The sequence below is a fragment of the Psychrobacter okhotskensis genome (assembly GCF_013248965.1).
Taxonomy (GTDB): domain Bacteria; phylum Pseudomonadota; class Gammaproteobacteria; order Pseudomonadales; family Moraxellaceae; genus Psychrobacter; species Psychrobacter okhotskensis.
Window position 1 is genome coordinate 64,120 of the sequence record NZ_JABRVQ010000010.1, and the last position, 23,481, is coordinate 87,600.

Genomic DNA, 23,481 nt, shown 5'->3' on the forward strand with positions numbered 1-23,481 from the left:
GTGTGATCGTCCTGATTTGCTCTCAACGATTTGGTCGCTTTGATTTAATAGTGTTAATTTGCTCGCTTTCATTTAATAGCCATCGTCCTAATAACAGCTACTCTAGCTTAAGATATCAGGGCACGCAACAGTCAGGCTTGCTTACGTCTGTTATCATAGTGATTTATATACGCGTATCAGCACCGTCTTTTCATCAATCAGTATAGGATAGTTTATGACCCGTTTTGTCAGTTTTAATATCAATGGTATTCGCGCTCGTCAACATCAGCTAGAGGCGGTGCGTGAGGTAATCGATCCTGATGTAATGGGTCTACAAGAAACCAAAGTACACGATGAGCAATTTCCTCTAGAGAACATAGAAAGCCTCGGTTACCACGTAGAGTATTTTGGGCAGAAGGGACATTATGGCGTGGCGTTATTGTCCAAGGTTGCGCCTATATTTGTGCAAAAAGGCTTTCCTGGTGAAGACGTTGAGGCACAAAAGCGTTTTATCCATGCGCGTTATGAATTTGACGGTCGTGAAGTTGATGTGCTCAATGGCTATTTCCCTCAAGGTGAAAGCCAAGACCACCCGACCAAATTTCCCATGAAACGTGCTTATTATGCCGATTTGATAGCATATATCGATACCCTAATAACAGAAGGTCGCTCGCTCATCGTCATGGGTGATATGAATATTGCCCCAGAAGATATTGATATTGGTATTGGTGAAGTTAATGCCAAACGTTGGTTGAAAAACAGAAAGACCTCGTTTTTGCCAGAAGAGCGTGATTGGTATGCAGCACTAATGTCACGCGAGTTGACCGATACTTATCGTTTGCACTATCCAGAGAGTACAGAGTTGTATAGCTGGTTTGATTACCGCAGCCGCGGTTTCAACGATGACCCTAAACGTGGTCTACGTATCGATCATATCTTGTGCACCTCAGATCTAGTTGATGATTGTGTCGATGCCGGTATCAGCTATGAGCTACGTGCCATGGAAAAACCCTCTGACCATGCGCCTATCTGGTCAGCATTTAACTTAAGCAAACCCTAGGGCGTGTTGAACACTCACAAATAACATTCTATTTATAATCATAAAAACTGGAAAGTAAGGAAGTCACTATGGCTGTTGGAAATGTTGCAGTACCTGATATTATTTATCCTATCGATGGCATCAAGTTAAGTGCGACTGCTGCAGGCGTACGCTACAAAGATCGTGATGATTTGGTGGTGATTGAGATTGCTGAGACGGCAACCAGTGCCGTGGTCACGACTAAAAACACTTTTTGCGCTGCGCCAGTAAGAGTATTGCGTGAGCATTTTGCTAAAGCCAGTCCGCGCTATTTGGTCACCAATACGGGCAATGCCAATGCTGGGACGGGCGCAGATGGCAAACGCCGCGCGGTTGATATCTGTACAGCGCTAGCTAGTAAAGCAGGCGTGGATGTCAGTTCTGTGTTGCCGTTTTCGACTGGAGTGATTGGTGAGCCACTAAACAGCGAGGCGGTCATCGCAGGCTTAGATAAGGCGCTTACCCATTTAGCTGCTGATAATTGGCTGGCTGCTGCAAATGGTATCCGTACCACTGACACAATCCCCAAACTTGCTAGCCAAAAAGTTGACGTCGCGGGTAGCAGCTATCATATTACTGGCATGTCAAAAGGCTCAGGCATGATACGACCAAATATGGCGACCATGCTTGGCTATGTGGCGACCGATGCCAATATTGCGCCTGATTTATTACAAGAGATGCTAAGTGCCATTAACGAGCAGTCTTTTAACCGTATTACTGTCGATGGTGATACCTCGACCAATGACTGTTGTGTATTGATTGCCACCGGTACAGCCAGCGCTGATATGATTGACAGTCCAGAACATCCGCATTATCAGACTATATTTTCAGCTTTGACTGAGGTATTCGTCCGTCTAGCACAGTTAATCGTACGTGATGGGGAAGGCGCTACCAAGTTTATGACTGTCAAAGTCACTGGTGGCAAGACGACGCAAGAGTGCTGCGATGTGGCGTATGCAGTTGCGCACTCTCCGTTGGTCAAGACCGCGTTCTTCGCTAGTGATGCCAACTGGGGTCGTATCCTTGCTGCAGTGGGTTATGCTGGTATCGAAGATTTGGATACCGAGCAAGTCGATGTTTATCTAGATGAGGTGATGATTTGCCAAAATGGTGGTGTTGCTCCCAACTATACAGAAGCCGCGGGCAAGACCGTCATGAGTCGTCCTGAGATTACCATTCATATTGATCTGGCACGTGGCGAAGCTAGCGATACGGTTTATACCTGCGATTTGTCTTACGATTATGTCAAGATAAATGCTGATTATCGCAGTTAATGATCGTACTAAACGCTAATTAGCGAAAAGTAGATTTTGAAAAATGGTCGGAGTAATGCTTACTTCGGCCATTTTTTATGTTGTCAAATGAATATCGGCTTAGACTGTTTTTTAATACGTTTAACTAACATGAGTTGCAAAAGCTGACGTTACTTTACAAACCAGTTATAGAGGATGAGTCGGTTTGCGACATATACTAGCTCCAGTAAACAATAGACCATACTGCTGAGCGATTACTAGCGTTATTTGGCTGTCTCAATCGATTTTGCCAGTATGGCCCTAAATGCCTACTACGTTTTGAACGTCTATAAATGATTAAAACGAGTTCAAACGGGCGATAATGAATATTAATTAACTGAGGATTGAATAATGAAAAAATTAGCACTTGCTGCGTTGATGACTACTTTTGCCCTGTCAGGTTGTTCTACTATGGGTATGGATAATGAGCGTACGATGGTCGTTGAAGGCCAACCTATGAATGTTAAAGTTATTAACATTCCAAGTTTTGAAGTAGAGATTGCCCCACGTAAAGCGGTTTGTGACCTGACCACCGCTAATGGCACCAAAGTTGAATCAGAGTGCTTACAGTATCGTCAAACTTATCAGAAAAACTATACTACTTTGAATGGTAACATCCAAGGTTTCACTTATGAGCCAAACTATCGCTACATCTTAGATGTACGCCAAGAAGCGGTAACTGACGAAGCCTCTAACGTAGTTAAGCCTATCTGGATCTTAAATGAAGTGGTTTCAAAAACTGCTGAGTAATCAGATGACCTTATGAATTTTTGAACAAGTAAATAGTCTATGTTCAAATAATTTGTAAAATAAAAAAGCCTCTAATGATTTAGAGGCTTTTTGTATGAGCTGTTTTTAATACTGTAATAACGAAGCCAACTCAATGATAATTTGACATAACATTGATTCAATAATGACAATAACAGTCGATAGCGGCTATTAGCATTGGCTATATTTTACGCTGACACCATGAGTCGCAGTGGGAATACGGTTATCAGCATAAACCGCCAGACCACCACGAGCCGTTTCTTTATACTTATCTAACATATCAGCGCCGGTTACTTTCATCGTTTCAATCACCTTATCTAAAGAGACAAAGTGCTGACCATTACCCCGACAGGCAAGACGGGCAGCGTTGATCGCTTTTACCGCGCCCATGGCATTGCGTTCAATACAAGGAACCTGAACCAAGCCACCGATAGGATCGCAAGTGAGACCTAAGTTATGCTCGATACCAATCTCAGCGGCATTCAAGCATTTGGCAGGATCGCCGCCCATAATCTCAGCCAAGGCAGATGCCGCCATTGCACATGCTGAGCCGACTTCGCCTTGACAGCCAACCTCAGCGCCAGAGATAGAGGCGTTTTGCTTGATAAGGCTGCCAATAGCAGTAGCATTTAACAAAAACTTATAGACGCCGCTTTGGTCGTAGTTGGGCAAAAAGTCACGATAATAGTGCAGGACGGCTGGTATGATGCCAGCGGCACCGTTGGTAGGCGCGGTGACTACTTTGCCGCCATTGGCGTTCTCTTCGTTGACGGCGAGCGCATATAAGTCAACCCAATCCATCGCTGCCAATTTATCGGTTTCTGCAATCGGTTGGTTCTTCTCCGCACATAACTGTGAATATAAGTCTTGTGCGCGGCGTCTGACATCTAGACCGCCTGGCAAAATACCGCCATTTTCACAGCCCTGTTTGACACAGTCTTGCATGACGTCCCAGATGCTATCTAAGTAGGCAAAGACTTCTGTCTGTTCACGATAATGACACTCGTTCGCCAGCACCAACTCACTGATGCTCAAGCCGTTTTGACGACACTGTTCTAATAGCTCTGCGGCGTTATTGAAAGGATAGGGCACGCTATCAATGGTAGGGCTGGCATGGTCTTCATCTGGATCAGTGGCGTCTTCTTCGTTAATGACGAAACCACCACCAACCGAATAATAGGTTTGCTGATAACGAGTACCATCGGCCAATACCGCCCGGAGCGTCAAGGCATTGGGGTGATAGGGCAGGACGGTATCATCGTACCAATAAATGTCACGCTCGGTATCAAAAACAATCGAATGAGTACCTGACACATTCAGCTTTTTTTCCGAAAATATCGGCGCTAAGTAGCTGCCGGTTAGCCGTGTATCGATGGTGCTAGGCGTATGTCCTAGCAGTCCCAATAAGATGGCGGTATCCGTTGCATGGCCTTTGCCCGTCGCTGCTAAGGAACCATACAACTCAATCTCAATACTGTCTATAGCCGTCAGTTCTGTTTGCTGCAGAAGTGATTCCAAAAACAAGTTGGCTGCCACCATCGGACCGACGGTATGTGAGCTTGAAGGGCCAATGCCAATTTTAAATAAATCAAAAACACTAATCATAATAAATCACCAAAATTTTATGTGCTTCAGCATGGCTTATCGATTGGCTTTAGCACTGGCATGAAAAATATAATAAACACCTCAAACCAAACACCGATAAGTGTTTAGTTTGGGGTGTTGTCTATGAATGTATGTCTATATGGGACAAATGAATAATAACTTTTATTTGTTACTAAACTCCGTTATGATGCTTGGAGCCAGCGTTTATGTAACATCCTGTAAGTTAGTTGTCGCTAAAATAGGTCATCGCTAAAATAGGTCAGTCAAAAATGACCGAGACGATGGTTCAAGTAGAACGTATCTGACTCTATACCTCTAGCATAACATGGCTATCGTACCAAATAATACTTTTGGTTTGCGACCTTGCAACATAAATGAATGAATTAGCTGACATATGACAAGTGCTATAGTGTAAAGCCTTGCTTCACTATTGTTTTTGGCTATAACCCGCTATTTATTGATATTTTTTCGCTCAGTTTTTTATTGATCCAGTTATTTAGCCTATTATTGGCTTTGCCCACATAGGACAAGCGTGCATGACATCTCCCACCGATCATTCCTCTCAATCAGACAACAGCGCTGATACATTATCTACTCGCAACGCCTTAGAGGCGGCTGGCATTCATTCAGCAGCAGCTACGAGCTACCCAAAGAACCCAGATTTTGAAAATGGTCGTTGGTTTCCAACATGGCGACCTTATGGTGGTGATTTGGATCGTGATCCGGTCGGTATCAATGAGTATCTACCACCGTCAAAAAGTATACTGCTGGGTGTGCAGCATACTTTTGCCATGTTTGGGGCGACGGTGCTTGCACCATTATTAATGGGCTTTGATCCTAATCTAGCGATTTTGATGTCCGGTATTTGTACCGTGATGTTCTTTATGATCACGGGTGGGCGCATGCCCAGTTACTTAGGCTCAAGCTTCGCCTTTATTGGTCCCGTCATTGCTGTCACTGCTTATGCAGGCGTAGGCTTTAATGACAATTTGAATGTCGCTTTGGGCGGTATTATGGCTTGCGGTATCATCTATGCACTGATTGGGCTGCTGGTCATGAAGACTGGGACAGGCTGGATTGAGCGTTTGATGCCACCTATCGTCACTGGTGCCATCGTCATGATTATTGGTTTGAACCTAGCACCAGTCACTATACAAGGGGTGTCTGCCAATCAGTTTGATGCTTGGATGGCCACCTTAACTGTATTGCTTATTAGTGGTGTGGCTGTTTTTACGCGCGGTATGTTACGTCGGCTGTTATTACTGGTGGGCTTAATATTGTCATACGTCGCCTATTTTGTGATGACCAATGTGATGGGCTTCGGTATTCCCATTGATTTTAGCGGCGTGTCTGCTGCTTCATGGTTTGGTCTACCAAGTATCCATTCACCACGTTTTGAGATGGGTGCTATTATCTTAATAGCGCCCGTGGCTTTTATTCTAGTGGCTGAAAACTTGGGACATTTCAAAGCGGTGGAAGGCATGACCAAGGCGCGCGTGACCCCTTATATGGGTCGGGCATTTTTCGCTGATGGCTTAGCGACTACTTTTTCAGCAGGTTTTGGCGGCACAGGCGTCACTACTTATGCAGAAAACATCGGCGTCATGGCGGTGACTAAGGTATATAGCACCACAATTTTTGTCATCGCTGGACTGGTGGCTATCTTGCTTGGGTTATCACCAAAATTTGGCGCAATTATTCAAACGATACCACCGGCATTATTGGGTGGCGCTTCTATCGTGGTATTCGGACTTATCACTGTCGCTGGGATCAAAATCTGGATAGACAACCATATCGACTTTAGCAAAAACAGCAACCTTATCATCGCTGCTGTTACTGTCATCATGGGTACAGGTAACTTTAGCTTGCATCTGGGCGGCTTTGACTTGGGTGGTATCGGCACGGCTACCTTGGCTGCGATTGTGCTTAATGCCTTATTTAATAGACAAAAAGTTTAGTCGTCAAAAAGACTGATTTTTTTAATCATAAAATTAAAGAACTTAATATATTGATAAGCAAAAGCCACAATAATTATTGTGGCTTTTATTTGTGATGACGCTGATTTATAAATATTGTTATTTGCTGCGATCTTTATTTATAGTTACGCTTATAAAACCGTGCGAAAAATCGATAACGACGAAGTGCGCGCGGCTTGGGCTTCAATGAACCCAAGTAAATGGCAAACATCGTCAACAGCGCACCGCTCCATTGTAAGGTATTAATCGGTTTGTCCAGCCAGCTATAGTCAATCACTAAGGCGGCAATCGGCTCAGTTAGTAGCAGTAGCCCTGTCAGTGCCAAAGATAGCTTGGGAATAGAGTAGGCAATCAGACCCCAAGCTAAGCACTGCATGACGGTACCATAAATAAGCACCCAGCCAATCTCAGACCACGTATTGGGCAGGATATTGCCCATATCAAACACAAACATCGGAATAACCATCGCCAGCACACCGCCGATACTGATCAGCTGCATCAGCATAAATATGGGCGTGGGTTCGGTATCGTGCGTCTTACGAATAAAAGTCATTGAGGCAGCCAACATCGCCCCTGAGACAATGCCCGTCACAAACCCCCACGTAGCTGCTGTATTTTGCGCAAACTCTGGGCTGCCTATCATCGCCACGCCAAGCATCGCCAAAAACAAGCTGATGAGCTGCAAAATAGATTGTCGTTCATTAAAATATAAAAAGCCAATCGCTGCCAAAAAGAAAATCTGCAAACTATTAAGTAAGGTTGAAATACCAGGCCCCACGGCATAGATGCTCTCATGCCAAAGCGCCAAATCTAACCCTAAAAATGCGCCTGATAATAGACCATAAAAAATAGCGCGTCTCGAACGTGGCAATCGTTGTCCCATGACTCTAGCTAAAATAGCAAAGACCACTCCTGAGATAGCGAGTCGCCAAAACGACATGGCCCAACCGCCGATATCAACGTGCGCGACGATTAGACTGCCTAGACCGAATATAACGCAACCAATGACCAAGCCAATAGGTGCAGAGCGTGAAGCGGCAATAGCCATAGATTGTCCTTAGTTTGGTCGCGTGCAAATGGGTAACGATCTGCTGAAAGTTTAGGGTATGCACGATATAATTCAGATACCGACATTGTCGATGTTTTACAGCCAAAATGAAATGGTTGAAACATAATTTATTCTTATGATGACTGTATGTAATAGTGCTTATATCATCGAGTCACATCCTTACAGGAATAGCATTGGCGCAAAGCCCATGATTTGCTAATCTATCTTTTATCGCTCTTTTAAAACACTCAATATAGTTCCTACTATTTTTAGCCTAGGTTTATTTATGCATCGACAGACTCAATCAAAAGCGCCGCTTTCCCCGATATTTGGATCGCCGCTAAAAGTAACGCGCTACGGTGCTACCATTAGCCTGTTAATCAGTGCGTTATTTATGATGCCGACTGCACACGCCGCCAGCTGTAAAATTCCCAAAAGCTATTATAAAAATGTCTCTTGTACCGCGAGTAACGGTTATTTTCTAGCAACAAAGGACTTCGGTGCACCAGTAGCGTTGCTAAATAGTAAAGGCAAAAAAGTCGTTGATTTATCACGCTATCAAAAAGTCGATGCAGATAAGATAGCTGGTGGCTTGCTACCCGTGCTGCGCAATAGTCACGTCGGCTACCTTAATATGCAGGGCCGTGAAGTAATACCTGCGACCTACGATATGCTAAAGGAAAGTCAGGGTTGGGCGCGCCCAGTATCTGATGGACGTATCGTGGTCAAAAAAGATGGCAATTATGGGGTTATCGATACGGCGAATAAGACCGTCGTGTCGTTTTCTGCGTCAATCAGTGATATTGACGATTATCGTGGCGGTGTGATGCAAGTACGTAAAAATCAAGCGACCAGTTGGTTGGATAAAAATGGCAAAGCCACTAGCAATCCAAATGGTAGTAACAGTAATAATGAGCCTTTGTCCTCGAAGCAAACTGCTAATAATAGCTCTGCTACAGCGCCAGCGCAATCTAGGCAAGCAGTGCCCAATCGTTTTACGACGTTACAACCACGTCAGCAAGATGGTCGATGGGGTTTCGTCGATGAAAACAATGTGACGATGATTACTTATTCATTTGATGATGCTCGCCCTTTTTCAGAAGGCTTGGCTGGCGTGCGTATCGATGATAATTGGGGTTTTGTCAATCTGGGCGGTGAGCTGGTGATTCCTTTTCGCTTTGCTAATAGCGGTGTATCGAGTGGTGACAGTTACCAAGGCAGACCCGCCTTTACCTTTACCAGTGGCAAAGCGTGGATTGGTAACTTAAAAAATGGCAATAAGATGTGTATTGATAAAGAAGGGACGGGTGTCGGTTGCGATTAGGGCGTGTTTAAATTAGGGCGTGTTTAAATGAAAAGATCGACGTAAAATAGCCAGCATAAAAAAGAGCGTAAAACCTACAAATCAATAGTAGGGTTTACGCTCTTTTTTATGGGCAAAAAATAAAACTACTGGTCTAATAGGTGCTTGCTGATTAAATCGACCATATAAGGTTGGTAGTACTCTGGAATATCGTGTGCCATGCCTTCGATTAAATGAAACTTGGCATTCGGAATAGTCTTAGCGACTACGCGTCCTTGCGAAGGAGGCAACAGCCCATCTGCACTACCATGCAGCACAATCGTCGGTGCTTTAACTTGCTTACTAAACCGGCTAATAGAGCCTGATGCTAAGATAGCATTGAGCTGCTGTACAGTGCCAAGCGGATGAAAGTTGCGCTGATAACGTAACTTAGCAATTTCACGCACCATGCGCACGTTGACATGTCCTGGGGTGCCGACTGTCTTCATAAACCAGACACTATGGCGCACGATATCGCGCTCAGAATGACTCTCAGGACGATTGATAAGCGTATACAACTGCTTAGGCTTGGGCGGCTTTAAGAATGCCCGATTGGTGGTGGTAAACATCAAGGCCATGCGTTGTACTAGGCTTGGATAGCGTGCCGCCACAATTTGGGCAATCATACCGCCCATAGAAGCACCAAGTAGGTGGGTCTTACCCAGCTGCAATGCTTTAATCAAACGCGCTGTATCTTCGGCCATATCGGTTAAATTATAAGCAACCTGCGTACTTTTATTAGACAATCCGGTTTGCAAACGCATCATCATTTTTAGTTGGCTGATACGCGGTAGACCATCGATCTGCACCTTAGAAGACAAGCCAATATCCCGATTGTCAAAGCGAATCACAAAGAATCCGGCATCAATAAGGCGCTTGATAAAATTGTTCGGCCAAAATATCATTTGCGAGCCAAGACCCATAATCATCAACAGTGGTGGGTGATTGGGATTGCCGCCTGCCTCAACACACAACTCGATGCCATCACCGATATCTATCATCGCTTGATGGAGGTGTTCGCTCAGGTTTGATTCGCGCCATTGGTGTTTGCCAAATCGTTGCCAGTCAGGAGTAGGGTATAGCCCATCCTCTCCAGTGCTCTTAGGCAATGGCGCGTTATTGATATCATTGGATTTTGTCATGAAGTGTCCTAATTAGAGAGTCGTCTACTAAATCTCAAGCATCTCAAAATCAAGCTTGCCAACACCGCACTCGGGGCAAATCCAGTCTTCAGGGATGTCTTCCCACTTAGTGCCAGGCGCAATCCCTTCTTCAGGACAGCCAAGTGCTTCATCGTATATCCAGCCACAGACGATACATTCATAACGTTTCATAAATAGTCCTATCGATCATTACCAGTGTTACAGGGTGTCTTTAGCGCGTCTACTGAGCATTGACGCTCATATTTGGACGGTAAAAACGCCCGTAGTTTAGCATATAACCGGTGTTTTAATAGTTAAGTTTACACTTGTATATTGAGATAACCGCGCTTTTATCAAGTCTGATATGAGCATTTCGTTGATTTAAACGAGTCTATCATTGCTCGTTTGACCGCTATATTACACCAAATTATGTTATAGTAATCGCTACTAATTTCACGGTGATGTCTGTCATTTATCACCGTCACTTATTACCATCTAAGCCATATGAAATAAGGGTTATTATGAGCGTCAACGCCGCCGCTACATCTACTAATACTGAAACTGAGCCGTCTCATACGCTCAATACCGACCATCCGTTTTGGCAGGTTATTCGCACAGTACCAAACTTCCCGAAAGTCGGCATTGATTTTTATGATATTACCCCGTTACTGCGCAGTCACATTAATGCGGTGATTGATGCGCTGCTTGCGGTATTGCCAGATGGGCTGATGGATGAAGTGGACTGTTTGGGTGCAGTAGAGGCACGTGGCTTTGTGTTTGCCAGCTTGCTGGCAGGTCGCTTGGGTAAAGGGATGATTTTGTTGCGTAAACCCGGTAAGTTGCCGCCGCCTGTTGCCAACAAGGCCTATGCGCTAGAATACGGTAAAGACACGCTTGAGATGCAAAATAACCTGCCTTCTGAGCGAGTATTGTTGGTCGATGATATTTTGGCAACCGGCGGCACGTTGACTACCGCTTATGAGCTGTGCCAATCAGCGGATCATACTGTGGTCGGGGCTTTAGTACTGCTAGACTTGGTTGACTTGCATGGTGAGTTCCCCGTGCCTGTTTATACGGTGCTAAAAGCTTAACGTTAATTTTTAAATTGACCATAAAGAAAAAGCGCGCTGATATAAGGTCAGCGCGCTTTTTTGCTATCGATATTTTTTATTTGTCTTGTTGATAACGTTCGCAAGTTTGCTCTACTATTTTGCGCCCGATCGTTTTTGGCGTTGTAATTTTAAAATCCTTGGTGGTCAATATGGGTTTGTCTGATTGCCAAGATTTTATGACTTTATTATCAGCGCCATAATTCACGTAGGCTCGTCGATAGTAACTGGCATCTTTACAAGATATCAATAATTGCTGATCGCTATGGTCTATAGCGCTTTCTTTTTTGCTCTTTTTATCTTTTTTATCCGTCTGTTGTAGCTGCGGCGGATAGGTTCTACGAATGGATGCCAAAATGTTTTCGACATGATGCTCATCTATGATATTGATATCAGAGCTTTCAATAGAGTCGGAATCTAGGCTGAAAGTCGAACCAGAATCAGTCTCAGATATCTCTATCCAGTTTACTGCATGTGCACTAATCGCTAGCGCACTACCTGCTAATACCACTGATAGCCGTCTCATAATCAAGCCTTACTTCTTGTTATTTGAAGTAGGTTATAATAGCTAACTTACTATTAGCAGGCAAATCTCTTTTATTTGCCGGTGTTTAACTGCGCGTTATCGTAACGACTAACTGCGCATCGCAGCCAATGCCTGAGCAAGCTCATCACGCGCACCGATAAAGCCATCGATACCCTTGGGTAGCAAGTCTTGGGTAACGGTATCCTTTTGATAGGCTTGACTGAACTCTTCCTGCGTCAAACTTACTCGAGTCATATCATCTAACGCCATCGACATGCTTGGTGAAAGCTGACGAGGGACTTCTATATCCATCGCTGCCAACTCATCAATAAGATCGGGAGCAATGGTCAACAGATCACAGCCTGCCAATGCCAATATTTGCTCAGTAGAGCGAAAGCTTGCGCCCATTACTTGCGTGTTGTAGCCATGTTGCTTGAAATATTGGTAAATAAGCTTGACCGATTGCACACCCATATCATCAGAGACAGGCACGTTCTGACGGTTTTGTTGGCGTTTTTGCCAATCTAAAATACGACCAACAAAGGGTGATATGAGGGTCACGCCAGCGTCAGCACAGGCAATCGCTTGATGCTGTCCGAATAATAACGTCAGATTGCAGTGAATTCCCTGAGTTTCTAGATACCGTGCGGCCTCAATGCCTTGCCACGTCGCCGCCATCTTAATGAGGACACGCTCTGAGTCGACCCCTGCTTGCTGATAGGCCTCCATAAATGCTAAGGCTTTATCAATCGTCGCTTGGGTGTCATATGACAAACGCGCATCGACCTCAGTTGAGACACGCCCTTCGATTAGCTCTAAAATATTACAGCCAATCTTGATAGTGAGCGCATCAATGACATCGTCTACGTTACCTTGATAGCGACTCATCGTCTCTGAGAGCATAGACTGGTTATCAGGATGAATAAGGGCTTTGGTAATGAGACTGGGATTGGTGGTCGCATCGACAGGTTTTAAGCGAGCAATAGCGCTAAGGTCGCCAGTATCAGCGACAATGGTGGTCATGGTGCGAAGCTGTTGTAATGCGCTCATCAGGTATCCTTGTATGAATCAATTAACAGGGTGGTGTTTTAAAATTGTTAAGTGTTAAAAAGTATTTAAGTGTTAAAAGATTGGTTATGTTCTAAAGATTAAATGTATTTAAAAGGTGTTTATGCTTTTGTTAGTGGTGCTAGTTACCATTAGTTTTGAACTGTAACATAGTTTTGAGCCACTGTTCTGCCATATAGTCATTCCACTATAAAAGTATTACTGCGTTAACCCCGTTTGAAGTATTAAATATACCTCTACACTCGGTTGCCTTGTACTACTTTTAAATTTAATCAATTATAGTTCCCCGTACATGGCTGCCAAATTGGATAACTGTGCTAATATTTATGACGGTTCGATGCTTTACACGCATTTACGAATGGGCACTGCGCGTAGTTTTTGTTATAGTAGAGCCGGCCAGCACATCTTCTGTTGTATTAACAGAGTAATCCATGAGCCGTATCGGCGAGCAGCGTTAGAATAAAGCGGGCAAAGCAGCCTATGTTGATAAACTGGTTTAGCAAACAGGGACTATCAATATGGTTGGACTCAGTTATCAATAAATATAATTATATGCAAACATAAAAACAGTGATTATTAACAGTTATAAAACTCAGTAATAATATTAGAAAAAGGATGGGCGGTAATGAGTGAGCAGTCACCAGAGCAAAAAATGGACAACCTAAATAAAAGCAGCGCAAGCGATAACTCAAGCGAAAAAGAGTTTTTAGATCAGCTGCGCCACAGTATTGATAGCGTAGACTGCGACATTCAAACGCTGATCAACAACCGTGCCAAACTGGCTCAGCAAGTGGCGACGGTCAAAAAAGAGCACATAGCAAAAAGTCCTGCGGCTGAAAAAAGCAATCCTATTTTTTATCGCCCAGAACGTGAAGCTCAAGTACTAAAAGCCGTGATGGCACGTAATACTGGTCCAATCGCTGATGAAAAAATGGCCCGTTTGTTTCGTGAAATTATGTCGGTGTGCTTAGATCTAGAAGCGCCGCAACGTATTGCCTTTTTGGGTCCAGTTGGCACCTTTACTCATGCCGCCGCCCTCAAGCATTTTGGTAAAGCGGCTGATACCGTACCAATGACGACTATCACTGATGTATTCCGTGAAGTCGAAGCGGGGACGGCAATGTATGGCGTTGTGCCGGTTGAAAACTCATCAGAGGGTGTGGTCAATCATACTTTGGATGGCTTTTTGTCTTCTACCTTAAAGATAATTGGGGAAGTTGAGCTGCCCATTCATCAAAACTTCTTGGTCGCTGAGCACACCAAGCTTGACGGTCTCAGCCGTATTTATTCGCATCAGCAGTCACTAGCCCAGTGCCGTCATTGGCTCGATGTCAATTATCCCAATGTTGAGCGTGTCGCTGTATCGAGCAATGGTGAAGCCGCACGTCGACTCAAAAATGAATGGCATTCAGCAGCAATTGCAGGGGATGTCGCAGCCGCAGAGTATGACTTGCATAAGCTTTACTCAAATATTGAAGACAATCCAAGCAACACCACACGCTTCCTTATCATCGGTCACGAAGCGATTGCGCCATCAGGACAGGATAAAACCTCTATCGTCGTCTCAGCTCATGACAAAGCGGGCGCGCTTATCGAAATCTTAAAGCCCTTGTCTTATCATGGCGTGTCGATGACCAGTATTGAGACGCGTCCTGAACGTCCTAATAAATGGGCCTATGTCTTCTTTATTGATATGGACGGTCATATCAACGATCCAAATGTCAGTGCGGCCATCAATGATATTCGCCCGTTAGTGAAGGATTTACGTGTGTTGGGTTCATACCCAAAAGCCGTGCTATAGTCAATTCACTATAAAAGTGTGACAGCGTTAACCTTGCTTGAAGTATTAAATATAGCTGTACGCTTGGTTGCCTTGTACCACTTTTGCATTGAACCGACTATAACTATCTGTCCTTGTTGCTCTTTTAAATCGAATCAACTACTTTAAATTGAAGCAATTCTACAGCGCTGGTTTGTGCTCGAAAGACTCGTTAAATTACTCATTAGTATCAATAAATCGTAGATGCGTCATCACTTCTAAGGATAAACCATGCAGACACCTCAATCGACTGAGTCAAATTTATCACCGCTCATACCTGCCTATGACAGTATCTTAGAGCTTGCTCCGTATCAAACAGGCAAGCCGGTGGAAGAGTTGACGCGCGAATATGGCGTCTCAGATGTGGTGAAGCTTGCTAGCAATGAGAATCCAATGGGCTGCTCACCGCAAGTGACGTTGGCAGTGACAGAGCAGCTTAGTCAGCTGGCGCGTTATCCTGATGGTAATGGTTACTACCTAAAGCAAGCATTGGCTGATTTTAATGATGTGAATATCGATCAGATCACCTTGGGCAATGGCTCTAACGATTTGCTCGATATCTTGGCGCGTAGTTTTGTGGGTACGGATGACGCGATCGTCTATAGCCAGTATGCCTTTGTGGTTTATTCGATGCTAGCAAAAATGCAAGGCGCGACGGGCGTAGAAGTGCCCGCGCAGCGTTTTGGTCATGATCTCAACGCCATGAGCCAAGCGGTTCAGGACAATCCTAATACCAAAATTGTCTTTATTGCCAATCCTAACAACCCAACCGGAACACAGCTTGAGCATAAAGCGCTGCGTCAGTTCGTCGCAGGTGTGCCAAGCTCAGTATTGGTGGTATTGGATGAAGCCTATATTGAGTACAGTCCTGAGAGTAATAACAGAGCGCTAATCGAGGATTTTGATAATGTGGTCATCGTTCGCACCTTCTCCAAAGCGTATGGATTAGCAGGTCTGCGAGTTGGCTATGCACTAAGCTCGGTAGCAGTTGCGGATTTATTAAACCGTATCCGTCAGCCATTTAATGTCAGTCGTGTTGGACTGGCGGCCGCCGCAGCAGCACTTGGTGATCAAGATTTCATTGAAAAAGTACGCTTGACCAACGAAGAGCAAATGCGCTGGTTAGAAAAGCAGTTTGATGCTTTAGGGTTGGGTTTTGTTAAGTCGCATGCCAATTTTATCATGGTAGAAATGGACGATGAAAATGCGCTATCGATCAATCAAGCATTACTTGAGCAAGGGGTCATCGTGCGGCCATTGGTAGGCTATGGCTTGCCTACTTGGTTGCGTATCACGGTAGGCGTGGCAGAAGACAATATGCGCCTGATTGATACACTACGCTCTATACTGACTGATGATTAGACAATTAAACTTTATAAAATGAATGTCAGTTTATATCACCTAACAAGACGTTCGTTTGTTCAAAGAGAAACGCCGTGAGTTGCCAGCAAAACATTCAAAATGATCAAAATAATAATAGGCAGTCCGCTATCAATACCCAGCCGCCGTTATTTAAGCAGGTTTGTGTCATCGGTCTCGGACTTATCGGTGCCAGCCTTGCCCAAGCCATCAAAGACCATGGTTTAAGCGCGCGCTTGGTGGCGGTAGATCGACATGCGCCAAGCATCGACGAAGCCATTCAGCATGGTTTGCTAGATGCGGGTAGTGCTATCTTAAGTGACGTGGTATCAGGCAGTGACTTAATTGTCATCGCCGTACCAGTACAAGCGGTGAAAGCCGTGTTTGTCGATATCAAATCCGCTATGGATAATGGTCAGCTTGTGTCCGATTGCATCATTACCGATGTCTGTAGTACCAAGGTCAATATCATTGAAGCTGCCAAAGAAGTATTTGGGGCTTTGCCGACAGGATTGGTACCTGCGCATCCGATTGCTGGTGCCGAAGATTCAGGGTATCATGCGCGGCGTGCCACATTATTTGTCAATCATAGCGTGATTATATGTGAGCTGCCAACGACGGATTCTGCCGCTATTGCTAGATTGCGGCAGTTATGGGAAGCAGTGGGCGCTTCAGTGATGGCGATGTCCGCTGACCATCATGATTCTATTTTGGCGCATACCAGTCATTTGCCGCATTTGCTGGCGTTTAATCTGGTCGAGCAGCTGGCAAGCCATGATGACAATTTAGATATGTTTCGTTATGCCGCGGGCGGCTTTCGTGACTTTAGCCGTATTGCTGCCAGCGATCCTAAAATGTGGCATGATATATTTTTTGCCAATCAAAGCGCCATCGTAAGCGCTCTTGACGAGTATGGCGTTTATTTACAGACCATGCGTCAGCTTATTATTGATAAAGATTCAACCGCCCTGATGGGACTTTTGGGCCGCGCGCAAGCCGCACGGCGACATTTTGGCCATATGTTAGCCAGCACTCCTTATACGGATACTTCTGCCATGTCAGCTTCTTATAATATTACTCCCAGCAATACCGTCTCTGGCACCATTAACATTCCTGGTGACAAGTCTATCTCGCATCGCAGTATCATGCTCGGTAGCCTTGCGACAGGGGTGACCAATGTCACAGGATTTTTGGAAGGGGAAGATGCGCTTGCCACCTTGCAAGCTTTTCGTGATATGGGCGTGAGCATTGAAGGCCCTGATAAAGGCAAATTGACCATCCATGGCGTTGGTATGAATGGTTTAAAGCCAAGCAAAACGCCATTATATATGGGCAATTCGGGTACTAGTATGCGGCTGCTGGCAGGTATCTTGGCGGCACAAGCATTTGATAGTGTGTTGATCGGTGATACGAGTTTAAACAAGCGCCCTATGGAGCGTGTCGCAGCGCCATTGCGCGCCATGGGTGCCGTGATTCAAAGTACGGGTCATAGCGGTACTGCGCCGCTAAGTATCATTGGTCGTGATAGTGTCGGACAGCCGCTGCAAGGGGCTGAGTATGATATGCCAGTCGCGTCTGCACAGGTTAAGTCTTGCTTATTGCTGGCTGGACTGTGGGCAAAAGGCACAACGACTGTCATTCAACCTGAAGTTAGCCGTGACCATACCGAACGTATGCTCTCAGCCTTTGGTTATCCTGTGACTGTTGATGGCAATCGCATTAGCGTTGAAGGGGGTGGCACGCTCACAGGCGGTGATATCGCTGTCCCTGCGGATATCTCATCGGCGGCCTTCTTTATGGTAGCCGCTGCTATTAGTCAAGATAGCGAATTGACCTTAACGCAAGTGGGTATTAATCCGACACGTACGGGTATTATCGATATCTTACAACTGATGAATGCTGATATTAGCCTAAGCCATGAGACGCATGTGGGCGGTGAGCCAGTAGCAGATATCACGATTCGTAGCTCAAAACTAAAAGGTATTGAGATTCCAGAATACTTAGTGCCTTTAGCGATTGATGAGTTTCCAGTCTTATTCATTGCTGCTAGCTGTGCCCAAGGTCGTACAGTATTAACGGGTGCAAAAGAGTTGCGCGTTAAAGAATCAGATCGCATTGCCGTGATGGCAGACGGTCTACAAACGCTTGGTATCGATTGCACCGTGACTGAAGATGGTCTAATTATTGAAGGTAAAGGTATTGAAGGCAAGGGCAGTAATGTTGATGTTAATGAGGTTAATAACAGCCAGCCAGTCTTCGGTGGCGGTCAAATTACCTCACATCATGATCATCGTATTGCTATGAGCTTTGCGGTTGCCAGCTTACGCGCATCCAAGCAGATTACCATTGAAGGCGTTGAGACCGTCAATACCAGTTTTCCAGGGTTTGCTGAACTTGCCAATCAAATCGGTATGTCTATTCAAGTGGATAATGGTGTAGCCTAATGCTAAAAACCCTAATAGTTTGATAAGCAGTATTATTGGCTTTTGAGATGTTGACTTCTGGATTTAATGAAGCCAGCAAGGCTGCTTTTTAGCCTTTCTTGACCTTGATATAAAAGTTATTTTCAACGTGGTTATCGTCAGCAATGTGTTGATACTTTAATAGTATTAACGCATTGCTTTTTACTTTCTACCCTATATGTAGTAACCCTGCGCTCTTACCGCTAAGTTTTCATTATTGATAAACATTAGGTGAGGTCGCGCTTTGCTCTAATTTAAGTTGTCTTGCCTTATGACTACTCAAAATGTCGTCAAAAAACCAGTCGTTCCAATCAAAACTACGAGAAGTGGTATCGTCACTGCGCTGATCGCTTTTTGTATATGGGGTGCATTTCCTTTATATTTTAAACAATTGGCCGCTTATAACGCGACAGAAATCATCGGTCATCGCATTGTTTGGACGTTTGCCTGTTTGCTCATCGTTGTGGTCGTGACCAAACGCTGGCAGTGGATAAATACCTTAAAACAAAATCCAAAATGGATAGCCTTGACCTTTTTGTCAGGTATTATTATCGCCACCAATTGGCTCACCTATGTATGGGCGGTCAATCACGATCAGATACTTGAGGCGAGCTTGGGGTATTTTATTGGCCCGCTCGTTGGCGTGGCGTTATCGATGATTTTATTCAAAGAGCGCCTGCGACCTTTACAATGGGTCGCGATTGGTTTTGCGCTATTGTCTGTGGTCATTCAAGTCGTGATGCTCGGTAGTCTGCCATGGCTATCGCTCATTCTTGCCTTTAGCTTTAGTACTTACGGTACGATTCAGCGCCAAACGCCATTGACCGCAGTCGATGCAATGTTTGTTGAAACGACCATGTTGGTACCCATCTTTATTTGGTGGTTTTGGCAAGCGGATGTGGTCAGTAGCCAGCTGAGTTTTTGGTTTACCCCAAATATTTGGTTGCTTATGATAGCAGGTCCCATTACGCTGATACCGCTATTACTATTTAATAGATCGACTAAGCTAGTCGCTTATAGTATTTTAAGTTTTATGAATTATCTGACGCCGACCTTTATTTTCTTCTTGGCGGTGTTTTATTATAAAGAACCTTTTGACTTAAACCGTTTAGCCGTTTTTGGTTTGATTTGGCTAGGACTGTTATTATTCAGCATTGACTTGTGGCGTCATCGCCCTAGTAAAGCATTAAAAGCCGAGCGCTTGCGCGAAGAAGCATTGCAGCAGAGTAAATAAAAAAACAAAGTAAATAAAATTTTGGGCGAAAGACTTAAATTAAAAAGCTCAGTCAAAAATTAATAAATAAGGATGAGCGCATGTTTCATACCGAATCTGATGTGGTATTTGTCAAAGGCTTAACAGTAGAAGCAGTCATTGGTGTTTACGCGTGGGAGCGCGCTATTACGCAGCCGCTCCTAATTGATATAACGCTTGAAACAGATATTAGTAAAGCTGCTGTTTCAGACGATGTCCATGATGCGCTCAATTACAAAGCGGTCTGTGATGATGTGAGCGAATGGTGCAAAGCGATTAAGGCACAGTTGCTTGAACACCTAGCCGGGCAAATCGCTGATAAGCTGCTGGAAAAATATGCGAGTCATAAAGTGACGTTAAGCATTGCCAAGCCGACGGCAATCAAGCAAGCGGATGCCGTTGGGGTACAAATCACCCGTTATGCTAAAGCATCAGCAACTGAGTCAGCGGCAAACGACAATAGCCAATCTGATAATGCATAAAGCACTGACTCATTTAAATCTTGATGGCTTACAAACGTATGCGCCTGAACTGCTGCAAACACAGTCGGTGACGGCAGTGCTATTGGCATTGGGTAGCAATTATCAAGCTGAAAAACACTTACCGTGTGTCCGAAAAAAATTAGCCGTTTTGGGCGAAATACAGCTATCTACGGCATTTCAAAACCCTGACTTTACGGCGACGCTGGAACACCCAAAACCTGACTATACCAATCAATGTGTCTATATTTCACTAACGTCGCCGATACCGTTACAACAGTTGCAGCAGACCTTTAAAAATTTTGAAAGTGAGTGTAACAGACAGCGTCTAACAGAAGCTCAGACATCCATAAAGCAAGTCACCATGGATATCGATATTTTACTAATAAAATTAGATGATAATCAAAATAGCCTAAGCAGAAATACAACATCTAAAAGCTTGAACCAATGGATAATCATGGCAGATCGCTATCCTTTTAAAACGCATGAAAGAGCAGGGATTGAAGAATTGATTTTGAGTGGGCTTTGAAGAGGTCAAATGCAGCAGCTGAGATGTTATCAAGAATCAAGTAAAAGTTATTAAAGGCTTCGTGTTCGAAGGCTTAATATTTTTCTGAAAAAATCTCAAAATAAAAGCTGAGCAATATGCCCAGCTTTTATCAAATTTACATGGTTTAGCGTAAAAAGTCTTACTGCGCAGTCAACCCACCATCAACGATAAATTCTGAGCCGGTTGAATAACTAGAGTCATCTGACGCTAAGAATAGCACCATGCCGCTGACTTCTTCGGGCTGCGCCACACGTCTCATTGGAATGGTTTTGGCAAAAGCTTCAACCGCATCTTTGTTATCGCCTTGCATAATCATCGGTGTGGCAATGACGCCTGGATGAATGGAGTTCACGCGAATGCCGTGAGGGGCGCACTCTAATGCTGCCGCTTTGGTCATCCCACGTACCGCAAATTTAGAATCGGTATAACCGATAGCGCCGCCAACTAAGCCATTAATCGATGAGATATTGATGATAGAGCCTTGTTTGGCGGATTTCATCGTTGGAATAACCGCTTTCATGCCTAAAAAGACCGACACTTGGTTAATCTCTAGAATCTTACGATAGTCTGCTACTGAGGTATCTAAGATAGATTTGTGCGTAGTGATACCTGCATTATTGACCAACACATCGATTTGACCAAATTTTTCTTGAGTTGCTTTAACGACTTGTGCCCAATCGTCTTCATTGGTGACATCATGCTTGATAAAGAGGGTGTTATCACCAAGCTCTTTTGCCAACGCTTCGCCTTTATCAGAATTAATATCGGTCAATACCACTTTCGCACCTTCTTGCATACACAAACGCGCATGAGTCTCGCCCATACCTTGTGCCGCGCCAGTGATAATGATTACTTTGTCTTGTAAACGAGCCATGAGTTTTCCTGTTTTTTAGTTATGAATAATGAGAAGTATAAGCCACCAGGTCTTACTATTCAGTAGTGAACCTTAAAGACTTGTCTCAGATCAGTAAAATCATTAAATTTGTTTGAAGAGTTTGAACTATTACTGTCTGATCGATCATTTTAGGCACGCAATAGTTATGTTAAGATTAATGACAGGTTAGTTTGCACTTTTGGGCGCAAAGGCTTACCGAATAGCCAGACAAACTATTCAGAACAAAAAAGGATTTAACCGTTATGTATGAAGTTAAAATACGAAGAGCCTATATTGAGAAAGGCGAAGAGGATGGATATAATATATTGGTGGATCGTCTTTGGCCTAGAGGTATCAAAAAAGAAGACTTAAGCTTTAGCTGGTGGCCAAAGGAGATAGCGCCTTCAGATGAACTCAGGGAGCGTTTCGGTCATGATAAAGATAAATTTAACGATTTTAAAAAGTCATATAAAAAAGAATTAGAAGATAATGACATTAAAGATGCGTTTTTAGATAAAGTAAAAACTCAGCTCAAAAAGCATAATGTTACTTTGGTTTATGGCGCAAAAGACGAAGAACACAATCAAGCAGTCGTGCTAAAAGAATGGATTAAAAAAGCACTAGACTGATAAAAGTGTTGGTGATGACTGTTTGTAAATATTAAAAGCAACATAAGAAGCATTATAAACAATACAAACAGTCACTTTAGTCTATCAAAATTTATGACTATTTCTGCTCAATGTCCGCATTATCTATATCACTTTGACCAATCACATCAAGGTCTTTTAAGCATAGTTTGTCATATTCTTTTTCGCAAAACTTAGGGTCAATTTTGCACATCGCTGCTTGTAATTGATCAAGACGATTTTCTGATTGCTGAATATGTTCGAGCATTTTAGAAAATGCTTCAGCAACTGGGTCTTGTGAAGAGGGGTCGATACCATAAGCCTGAAAGGTTGTGGCCCGTGCAGCACTGGTAGTATTGCTTTCAATATTGTCTGGATTGCCTTGATTTATCTTACCTGCTTGAGCGGCTTTTTCTTGCTGTTTGGCGTCCTTTACCTTAGTCGCGATCGGATTGCCTTTTTCATCATGATAGTCCGAAATCATGCGAGCCGCACTACCGACCATGGTGGCATTTGCTGGGACGGGTTTGACAACCACAGCATTGGAGCCGATTTTGGCATTCTTACCCACAGTAAATGGGCCCAATACTTTTGCACCAGCCCCGACTGTCACTCCATCTTCTAAGGTTGGGTGACGCTTGCCATTATTTTGCGAGACGCCGCCGAGGGTGACGCCATGATAAAGCGTGACGTCATTACCAATTTCTGCTGTTTCACCAATGACCACGCCAACCCCATGATCGATAAAGAATCGCTTACCAATTTTGGCAGCCGGATGAATTTCAATGCCTGTGATGATACGCGAACCGTAAGAAATAACGCGAGCAGCGAGCTTTTGCTCATGTTGCCACAGATAATGTGCCCCGCGATGCAAAATAAGCGCGTGGATGCCAGGATAGGTTAAGATGACTTCCAAGCTATTACGCGCTGCAGGATCGCGGGTGAATACCGCATCGATATCTTCTTTTAGGTCTTTTTTGATGCTGGCAAGCGATTTGAACAATTTGGATGGCAATGACATAAAGCGTCCTATCGTATTTTTGATGACAATCTCTTTAGTTATAGCAGTTTCGCAGTACAAAATATAGCGATGAATAATAAATTAAAACAGATTGTTTATAGATAAA

The 23,481-nt window shown here is 44.1% G+C and carries 21 protein-coding genes; 13 read left to right on the forward strand and 8 right to left on the reverse strand.

The genetic code is table 11. The features are described 5' to 3' along the window. The first annotated feature begins 214 nt into the window (after positions 1–214). The 3 genes from xthA to HQR03_RS06835 all read left to right on the forward strand — a co-directional run bounded on the left by xthA (position 215) and on the right by HQR03_RS06835 (position 3,099). The gene (gene xthA, locus HQR03_RS06825; RefSeq protein WP_173239642.1) at positions 215–1,039 is read left to right on the forward strand and encodes an exodeoxyribonuclease III; all 825 of its coding nucleotides are present in this window, start codon (positions 215–217) and stop codon (positions 1,037–1,039) included. A gap of 68 nt (positions 1,040–1,107) precedes the next feature. Beyond that, complete coding sequence (gene argJ, locus HQR03_RS06830) at positions 1,108–2,331, forward strand: bifunctional glutamate N-acetyltransferase/amino-acid acetyltransferase ArgJ (RefSeq protein ID WP_101211942.1); 1,224 nt, start codon at positions 1,108–1,110, stop codon at positions 2,329–2,331. Positions 2,332–2,700: 369 nt separating this feature from the next. Further along, positions 2,701–3,099 (forward strand): DUF4377 domain-containing protein, encoded by a 399-nt coding sequence (locus HQR03_RS06835; RefSeq protein WP_025652729.1) that lies wholly within the window; start codon positions 2,701–2,703, stop codon positions 3,097–3,099. A 189-nt stretch (positions 3,100–3,288) separates the two neighbouring features. Here HQR03_RS06835 and HQR03_RS06840 read toward each other — a convergent pair whose 3' ends face one another. Further along, the gene (locus tag HQR03_RS06840; RefSeq protein WP_217271554.1) at positions 3,289–4,722 is read right to left on the reverse strand and encodes an L-serine ammonia-lyase; all 1,434 of its coding nucleotides are present in this window, start codon (positions 4,720–4,722) and stop codon (positions 3,289–3,291) included. A gap of 536 nt (positions 4,723–5,258) precedes the next feature. Between HQR03_RS06840 and HQR03_RS06845 the strand changes: the two genes are divergently transcribed. Further along, complete coding sequence (locus HQR03_RS06845) at positions 5,259–6,680, forward strand: solute carrier family 23 protein (RefSeq protein ID WP_025652731.1); 1,422 nt, start codon at positions 5,259–5,261, stop codon at positions 6,678–6,680. Positions 6,681–6,813: 133 nt separating this feature from the next. On the opposite strand, the gene HQR03_RS06850 is transcribed toward HQR03_RS06845, so the two are convergent. Beyond that, positions 6,814–7,746, reverse strand: coding sequence for a DMT family transporter (locus HQR03_RS06850; protein WP_025652732.1), 933 nt, complete (start codon positions 7,744–7,746; stop codon positions 6,814–6,816). Between the two features lie 286 nt (positions 7,747–8,032). Here HQR03_RS06850 and HQR03_RS06855 point away from each other — a divergent pair, with 286 nt between their 5' ends. Then, the gene (locus tag HQR03_RS06855; RefSeq protein ID WP_173239643.1) at positions 8,033–9,070 is read left to right on the forward strand and encodes a WG repeat-containing protein; all 1,038 of its coding nucleotides are present in this window, start codon (positions 8,033–8,035) and stop codon (positions 9,068–9,070) included. A 125-nt stretch (positions 9,071–9,195) separates the two neighbouring features. Here HQR03_RS06855 and HQR03_RS06860 read toward each other — a convergent pair whose 3' ends face one another. Together HQR03_RS06860 and HQR03_RS06865 are read right to left on the reverse strand one after the other, a co-directional pair. Beyond that, positions 9,196–10,230: an alpha/beta fold hydrolase gene (locus HQR03_RS06860; RefSeq protein ID WP_173239644.1), complete on the reverse strand. Its 1,035-nt coding sequence runs from the start codon at positions 10,228–10,230 to the stop codon at positions 9,196–9,198. Between the two features lie 27 nt (positions 10,231–10,257). Continuing rightward, the gene (locus HQR03_RS06865; RefSeq protein WP_010201990.1) at positions 10,258–10,422 is read right to left on the reverse strand and encodes a rubredoxin; all 165 of its coding nucleotides are present in this window, start codon (positions 10,420–10,422) and stop codon (positions 10,258–10,260) included. A 329-nt stretch (positions 10,423–10,751) separates the two neighbouring features. Between HQR03_RS06865 and HQR03_RS06870 the strand changes: the two genes are divergently transcribed. Next, a complete protein-coding gene (locus tag HQR03_RS06870; protein WP_173239645.1) occupies positions 10,752–11,321 on the forward strand; it encodes an adenine phosphoribosyltransferase in 570 nt (189 codons plus the stop codon). Positions 11,322–11,397: 76 nt separating this feature from the next. Here HQR03_RS06870 and HQR03_RS06875 read toward each other — a convergent pair whose 3' ends face one another. Beyond that, positions 11,398–11,865: a hypothetical protein gene (locus HQR03_RS06875; protein WP_025652736.1), complete on the reverse strand. Its 468-nt coding sequence runs from the start codon at positions 11,863–11,865 to the stop codon at positions 11,398–11,400. A gap of 108 nt (positions 11,866–11,973) precedes the next feature. Then, positions 11,974–12,915 carry a transaldolase gene (locus tag HQR03_RS06880; protein ID WP_037025863.1) on the reverse strand — a complete coding sequence of 314 codons (942 nt, stop codon included), beginning with the start codon at positions 12,913–12,915 and terminating at the stop codon, positions 11,974–11,976. A gap of 643 nt (positions 12,916–13,558) precedes the next feature. On the opposite strand from HQR03_RS06880, the gene pheA reads away from it, so the two are divergent. From pheA to HQR03_RS06910, 6 genes are all read left to right on the forward strand, one after another. Further along, entirely contained in the window at positions 13,559–14,734 is a 1,176-nt protein-coding gene (gene pheA / locus HQR03_RS06885; RefSeq protein ID WP_173239646.1) for a prephenate dehydratase, read from the forward strand. A 249-nt stretch (positions 14,735–14,983) separates the two neighbouring features. Beyond that, positions 14,984–16,114, forward strand: a complete 1,131-nt coding sequence (gene hisC / locus HQR03_RS06890; RefSeq protein WP_025652739.1) for a histidinol-phosphate transaminase — start codon at positions 14,984–14,986, stop codon at positions 16,112–16,114. A gap of 92 nt (positions 16,115–16,206) precedes the next feature. Next, on the forward strand, positions 16,207–18,555 hold the full coding sequence (locus HQR03_RS06895; RefSeq protein WP_418889568.1) for a bifunctional prephenate dehydrogenase/3-phosphoshikimate 1-carboxyvinyltransferase: 2,349 nt from the start codon (positions 16,207–16,209) through the stop codon (positions 18,553–18,555). 289 nt (positions 18,556–18,844) lie between these two features. Then, positions 18,845–19,807, forward strand: a complete 963-nt coding sequence (gene rarD / locus HQR03_RS06900) for an EamA family transporter RarD (RefSeq protein WP_173239647.1) — start codon at positions 18,845–18,847, stop codon at positions 19,805–19,807. Between the two features lie 80 nt (positions 19,808–19,887). Beyond that, positions 19,888–20,307 carry a dihydroneopterin aldolase gene (folB, locus tag HQR03_RS06905; protein ID WP_025652742.1) on the forward strand — a complete coding sequence of 140 codons (420 nt, stop codon included), beginning with the start codon at positions 19,888–19,890 and terminating at the stop codon, positions 20,305–20,307. After that, a complete protein-coding gene (locus tag HQR03_RS06910; RefSeq protein WP_173239648.1) occupies positions 20,300–20,833 on the forward strand; it encodes a 2-amino-4-hydroxy-6-hydroxymethyldihydropteridine diphosphokinase in 534 nt (177 codons plus the stop codon). The genes folB and HQR03_RS06910 overlap by 8 nt, the downstream gene beginning before the upstream one ends. Positions 20,834–20,993: 160 nt before the next feature. Here the strand turns inward: HQR03_RS06910 and HQR03_RS06915 are convergent, their stop codons facing one another. Further along, entirely contained in the window at positions 20,994–21,728 is a 735-nt protein-coding gene (locus HQR03_RS06915; RefSeq protein WP_173239649.1) for a glucose 1-dehydrogenase, read from the reverse strand. A gap of 263 nt (positions 21,729–21,991) precedes the next feature. Here HQR03_RS06915 and HQR03_RS06920 point away from each other — a divergent pair, with 263 nt between their 5' ends. Next, on the forward strand, positions 21,992–22,357 hold the full coding sequence (locus tag HQR03_RS06920; RefSeq protein ID WP_173239650.1) for a DUF488 domain-containing protein: 366 nt from the start codon (positions 21,992–21,994) through the stop codon (positions 22,355–22,357). 97 nt (positions 22,358–22,454) lie between these two features. On the opposite strand, the gene cysE is transcribed toward HQR03_RS06920, so the two are convergent. Continuing rightward, positions 22,455–23,375: a serine O-acetyltransferase gene (cysE, locus tag HQR03_RS06925; protein ID WP_173239651.1), complete on the reverse strand. Its 921-nt coding sequence runs from the start codon at positions 23,373–23,375 to the stop codon at positions 22,455–22,457. Positions 23,376–23,481 lie beyond the last annotated feature (106 nt).

What these genes read in the sequence shown, in the direction of transcription:
- HQR03_RS06870 (WP_173239645.1), top strand. Translation starts at nt 10,752, where the DNA reads ATGAGCGTCAACGCCGCCGCTACATCTACTAATACTGAAACTGAGCCG.
- HQR03_RS06865 (WP_010201990.1), bottom strand. Translation starts at nt 10,422, where the DNA reads ATGAAACGTTATGAATGTATCGTCTGTGGCTGGATATACGATGAAGCA.
- xthA (WP_173239642.1), top strand. Translation starts at nt 215, where the DNA reads ATGACCCGTTTTGTCAGTTTTAATATCAATGGTATTCGCGCTCGTCAA.
- HQR03_RS06845 (WP_025652731.1), top strand. Translation starts at nt 5,259, where the DNA reads ATGACATCTCCCACCGATCATTCCTCTCAATCAGACAACAGCGCTGAT.
- HQR03_RS06880 (WP_037025863.1), bottom strand. Translation starts at nt 12,915, where the DNA reads ATGAGCGCATTACAACAGCTTCGCACCATGACCACCATTGTCGCTGAT.
- argJ (WP_101211942.1), top strand. Translation starts at nt 1,108, where the DNA reads ATGGCTGTTGGAAATGTTGCAGTACCTGATATTATTTATCCTATCGAT.
- HQR03_RS06850 (WP_025652732.1), bottom strand. Translation starts at nt 7,746, where the DNA reads ATGGCTATTGCCGCTTCACGCTCTGCACCTATTGGCTTGGTCATTGGT.
- HQR03_RS06855 (WP_173239643.1), top strand. Translation starts at nt 8,033, where the DNA reads ATGCATCGACAGACTCAATCAAAAGCGCCGCTTTCCCCGATATTTGGA.
- HQR03_RS06840 (WP_217271554.1), bottom strand. Translation starts at nt 4,722, where the DNA reads ATGATTAGTGTTTTTGATTTATTTAAAATTGGCATTGGCCCTTCAAGC.
- pheA (WP_173239646.1), top strand. Translation starts at nt 13,559, where the DNA reads ATGAGTGAGCAGTCACCAGAGCAAAAAATGGACAACCTAAATAAAAGC.
- hisC (WP_025652739.1), top strand. Translation starts at nt 14,984, where the DNA reads ATGCAGACACCTCAATCGACTGAGTCAAATTTATCACCGCTCATACCT.
- rarD (WP_173239647.1), top strand. Translation starts at nt 18,845, where the DNA reads ATGACTACTCAAAATGTCGTCAAAAAACCAGTCGTTCCAATCAAAACT.
- HQR03_RS06835 (WP_025652729.1), top strand. Translation starts at nt 2,701, where the DNA reads ATGAAAAAATTAGCACTTGCTGCGTTGATGACTACTTTTGCCCTGTCA.
- HQR03_RS06860 (WP_173239644.1), bottom strand. Translation starts at nt 10,230, where the DNA reads ATGACAAAATCCAATGATATCAATAACGCGCCATTGCCTAAGAGCACT.
- HQR03_RS06875 (WP_025652736.1), bottom strand. Translation starts at nt 11,865, where the DNA reads ATGAGACGGCTATCAGTGGTATTAGCAGGTAGTGCGCTAGCGATTAGT.
- HQR03_RS06915 (WP_173239649.1), bottom strand. Translation starts at nt 21,728, where the DNA reads ATGGCTCGTTTACAAGACAAAGTAATCATTATCACTGGCGCGGCACAA.
- HQR03_RS06920 (WP_173239650.1), top strand. Translation starts at nt 21,992, where the DNA reads ATGTATGAAGTTAAAATACGAAGAGCCTATATTGAGAAAGGCGAAGAG.
- HQR03_RS06910 (WP_173239648.1), top strand. Translation starts at nt 20,300, where the DNA reads ATGCATAAAGCACTGACTCATTTAAATCTTGATGGCTTACAAACGTAT.
- folB (WP_025652742.1), top strand. Translation starts at nt 19,888, where the DNA reads ATGTTTCATACCGAATCTGATGTGGTATTTGTCAAAGGCTTAACAGTA.
- cysE (WP_173239651.1), bottom strand. Translation starts at nt 23,375, where the DNA reads ATGTCATTGCCATCCAAATTGTTCAAATCGCTTGCCAGCATCAAAAAA.